At 66.3% G+C, this 3,975-nt stretch carries 4 protein-coding genes and 1 pseudogene; all 5 read right to left on the bottom strand.

The features are described from left to right. Positions 1-181 (bottom strand): annotated as a pseudogene (locus DM995_RS20455) (aldolase); the annotation flags it as partial. Continuing rightward, the gene (locus tag DM995_RS20450; protein WP_116970878.1) at positions 178-1,299 is read right to left on the bottom strand and encodes a cobalamin-independent methionine synthase II family protein; all 1,122 of its coding nucleotides are present in this window, start codon (positions 1,297-1,299) and stop codon (positions 178-180) included. The gene DM995_RS20450 and the pseudogene DM995_RS20455, both read right to left, overlap by 4 nt. Continuing rightward, the gene (locus tag DM995_RS20445) at positions 1,296-1,991 is read right to left on the bottom strand and encodes an alpha/beta fold hydrolase (protein WP_353653385.1); all 696 of its coding nucleotides are present in this window, start codon (positions 1,989-1,991) and stop codon (positions 1,296-1,298) included. The genes DM995_RS20450 and DM995_RS20445 overlap by 4 nt, the downstream gene beginning before the upstream one ends. 61 nt (positions 1,992-2,052) lie before the next feature. After that, positions 2,053-3,132: a nuclear transport factor 2 family protein gene (locus DM995_RS20440; RefSeq protein ID WP_116970876.1), complete on the bottom strand. Its 1,080-nt coding sequence runs from the start codon at positions 3,130-3,132 to the stop codon at positions 2,053-2,055. Positions 3,133-3,134: 2 nt separating this feature from the next. Further along, positions 3,135-3,975, bottom strand: an 841-nt coding sequence (locus DM995_RS20435) for an arginine N-succinyltransferase (RefSeq protein WP_116970875.1), incomplete at its 5' end; no start/stop codon positions are given.

Here is a 3,975-nt window from a genome sequence, read left to right as displayed (position 1 = left end):
ACGCTCGCGCCGCAAAGATGCAGGCATCGAGCGCCGCGCGGTCGAACGGCGCATGCTCCGCATCGAGGCAAACAAGATCGAGCCCGCAGCTCGCCAGCACCTCGACAATGATCGGGCTGGGGGTCTTGACGAAGGTGCCCAGCAGGAAATCGCCCGCCGCCAGCCTTGTCTTGAGCGTCATGCCCGCACCATCGCGGCACCTTCCGCCAGCGTCGCCAGCTTGGCCCAGACGATATCGGGATCGACCGCGCCGAACCCGGCAAAGGTCGAAAAGCCGCAGTCCGTCCCCGCGACCACGCGATCGCTGCCGAACAGCCGGACGAAGCCCTCGATCCGGTTGCGCACCACCCTTGGATGCTCGACGAAGTTGGTCGTCGAATCGATCACGCCGGGAATCAGCACCCTGTCATCCGCGATCAGGTCGGCAAACCGCTGGAATGCCTCGATATCGTGCTGATGGCGTGGATTAGCGGTCTCGAACAGCAGGCCCTGCACCCGCGCCTTGAGCAGCACCGGCAGGATCGTCTCCATCTCGACATCGCAATGATGCGGCCCTTCGTAATTGCCCCAGCAGACGTGCATCCGCACCGACGATGGCGCGATGTTGCGCAGCGCGTGGTTGAGCACAGCGACATGCCGCTCGATGAGCACCAGATAATCGTCGTCGGAGCGCGTCTTGTACATCATGTGCCGCCCAAGGCCGAGATCTGGGCTGTCGATCTGCAAGGTCAGCCCGGCAGCTGCGATGGCCTCGTATTCGGGGCGCATCGCCTCTGCGATCGCTTCGAGATAAGCATCGTCATCGGGATAGTGATCGTTGGGCTGGAACAGCGCGATCACGCCCGGCGAGGCGGAATTCATGAAACCGGCAGGACTATCGGCGCTTGCGCGCGCCGCCGCAAAGCGCCGCAGATCGTCGTCGAGCGGCTCCAGCGTCGCGGGACTGACCTCGCCTACGCAGCGGGGGCGACGATAGGTCGGCGTGCCGCCACCCTTGTTCTGGCGTTCCAGAAAGCCGGGGTAGGCCTCCAGATCGGCCGGCGGGGTGCGCGGCGAATCGCCATCGAAACCGGTGATCCGGTTCTTGATGTAGGTGGCATAGCTGATCTTCGCCATTTCGCCGTCGGAGACGATGGTGATCCCGGCTGCGCGCTGACGGCGCACGGCATCGATCACCGCTTCGCCCACCACGGCATCGAACCGCTCGGGGTCGACGGCCTCGCCGCGCTCCTGTGCGAATACCAGTTCGGTAACGGCGGCAGAACGCGGCAGCGAACCGACATGGGTGGTGGCGATCATCGGTCTCTCCATGCTGTTATGATGGCGGCCAGGGCTTCGGGTTGCTCCAGCGGGAGCATATGTCCGGAACCCTCGATTACATGCAGTGTCGCATCGTGCGCGCAATCGGCCATCGCGCGGTGCCATTCGGGCGGGCACAGCCGGTCTTCTGCCCCGCACGCCAGCAGCAGCGGCACGGCAAGCTGGCCGGGAACCGCGCGCTGGTCGGGGCGGGTGCGCAACGCCTCACTCTGCGCGACGAAACAGTCGTCGCCCAGCCCCATGGCCATGTCGCGTAGCAGATCGAGCAGGGCCCGGTTGCCCCGGTGCACGGCGGCGAGATAATTGGGCTTGAGTTCCTCGACGACGATGCGTTCCAGATCGCCGCCGCGCACCGCCGCCTGCTGCCGGGGCCGCACTGCCGCGCGCTCGGGCAGATCGGCAGAGGCGTTGGTGTCGAGCAGGATCATCGCGGCAATCCGCTCCGGCGCAAGCCGCGCCATGGCGAGCGCGACGATGCCGCCCATCGAGAAACCGACCGGCAGCACCGGCCCGTCTGTTTCCGCCAGCGCCTTGCGGGCCATCGCGTCGATGGTGGTTTCGGTGCGCAACGCGATGTCGCGCGCGCCCGGCAGGGCATCGCGCACCGCCTGTGTCCACAACCGCGAATCGCACATGTTGCCCGGCAACAGCAGAGGCACAGGCGCAGTCACCGATGCGGCGCCATCGCCCGGAGGATCGGCGTGGCCATCGGGCGATCGCGTTCCGCTGGCATCAGCGATAGGTCTGGGCGAGCACGCCCAACTCGTCGAACAGCATCCACTCTTCGACGATCCTGCCTGCGACAAGCCGCAGATGGCTCATCCCCATCATGAACACGGGCTTTCCGGCAGGGCATTCGCCCAGCACCCCGCCCGGCGTGCTGCGGCCTTCCAGCGTCCAGCGCACCGCGACGATCACCCCGTCCACCTCTTGCGACCAGCAGACATTCTCGACGCGCATATGGCCATCGGGGATCGCGGTCAGCACATGCAGGATCAGCGACTGATAGTTGCGCAGGCCCTGCGCGGTGCGACCTCCGCCGGCATGCGCCACCATGTCGGCGGCATAATGGCGTGCCAGCCAGTCGAGCCGCCGCAGGTTCCATACGTCATGGAACAGCGCGCGCGCCCAGCCCTCGACAGTGCGCGTGTCGACATCGAGCCGCGCGCGCGGGGCCTGGCCGTCCAGCCGCGTCTCGGGCGACACGAGGAAGCTTTCGGGCGACCCGCCTTGCGCGATCTGCCGCGCGATGACGTGCGGATCATAGCCCAGCTGCCGCACAGCCGCGCCATTGTCGCGCACCAGCCATTCGGTGTGGATGCGGTTGTCACGGCTGATACAATCGGCGACGAAGCGGATCGATGTGCGCTTGCCGGTGCCCTGCCCCCATGCGGTCCGCCCGACATTGGTAGAGCGGCTGTGCCCCAGATGCGAGGTGTAAAAGCCAGCTTTCTCGTCGCCGCTCCACGCCACGTTGAGGTGGTGGATCTCGCCGTCGGGATAGGAATTGAGCGTCGCGACAGTCGAGGCGATCACCTCTTCCACCGAGCGGACGATGCCGTAGGACGAATAGATCACGCAGCTGGCGTCGTAGGTATCGTAGATATAGCCCACCGCGCGGTCCATCCAGATCTCGTCGGTGATGCGCACGACATAGTCGACGATATCGGTGAAGCGCGGCTCGAATCCGGCCATCGGCTGGGTGCGACCGGACGAGCCATCCTGGCGCAGCGCACGCGCGTCCTGATGGCGAAGCAGCGTTACCGGCGGGCGTTCGGGAAGCGCGAAAGGCAGGGGGCATGGGTCTGGCATGGTCAATCCGGTGCAATCATGATCGCATCACCTTCGCGCAGGCCAAGCGCGGCAGCAAGCGAAGGCTCGATCGTCGCTCCATCGGCATCGTCGCAGCACAGCTTGCCGGTGGTCAGCCGGAACCCCGCCCCTTCGCCGGTGCAGATCAGTGCGCCGATCGCTGCATCGGCGGCGACCGTGCCGATCCGGGCAACATGGCATCGGCGGCAGTCGCGCACGGTGCGGACAGCATCGATGCCCGCGACCAGCGTGGGGCCGCCATCGAAGATATCGACATAGCCGTCGTCGCGAAATCCCTCGGCCAATAACATCGCATGCGCGGCCCTGCCGTCGTTGTGCGGACGACCGAGCGCGGCCTGCGCCGCATCGGGCAGCATCGAGATATAGATGGGATAGCGCGGGCCAAGATCGGCGATGAACTGGTTGCCCTGGATCGCCCCGGTCCGGTCGGCCTCCTGAAATTCCATGTCATAGAAATGGCGGCCCAGCGCATCCCAGACCGGCGAGCGTCCGCTCTCGTCCTGATAGCCGCGCAGTTCGGCCATCACCCGCTCGCCGAACCAGTCGCGGTGCTGCGCGATGAACATGTAGCGCGAGCGCGCCATCGACCGTCCGAGCGCAAGGCCGCGCCGGGAGGGATCGACGAACAGCCCGCCCACCTCGGTCTCGCCATCGAAATCGTTGACCAGATTGAGCAGACGCTGCGCCTTGGCGCGTCCCAGCGCGCGCGAGACCGCCGACTGGCGCGTGATGCGATAGCTGTAGAACGGCCATTCCGCCCCGACCCGGGCAAACACCATGCCGGTCGCGACGATTTCCCCGCCATATTCGCTGACCAGCATG

It is taken from the genome of Blastomonas sp. UPD001 (genome assembly GCF_003426715.1).
Taxonomy (GTDB): domain Bacteria; phylum Pseudomonadota; class Alphaproteobacteria; order Sphingomonadales; family Sphingomonadaceae; genus Blastomonas.
The sequence above is the reverse complement of the archived record's forward strand: the minus strand, read 5'-3'. Positions and strand labels throughout refer to the sequence as shown.

Coding starts and splice junctions, on each gene's coding strand:
- DM995_RS20450 (WP_116970878.1), bottom strand. CDS start 1,299: ATGATCGCCACCACCCATGTCGGTTCGCTGCCGCGTTCTGCCGCCGTT.
- DM995_RS20440 (WP_116970876.1), bottom strand. CDS start 3,132: ATGCCAGACCCATGCCCCCTGCCTTTCGCGCTTCCCGAACGCCCGCCG.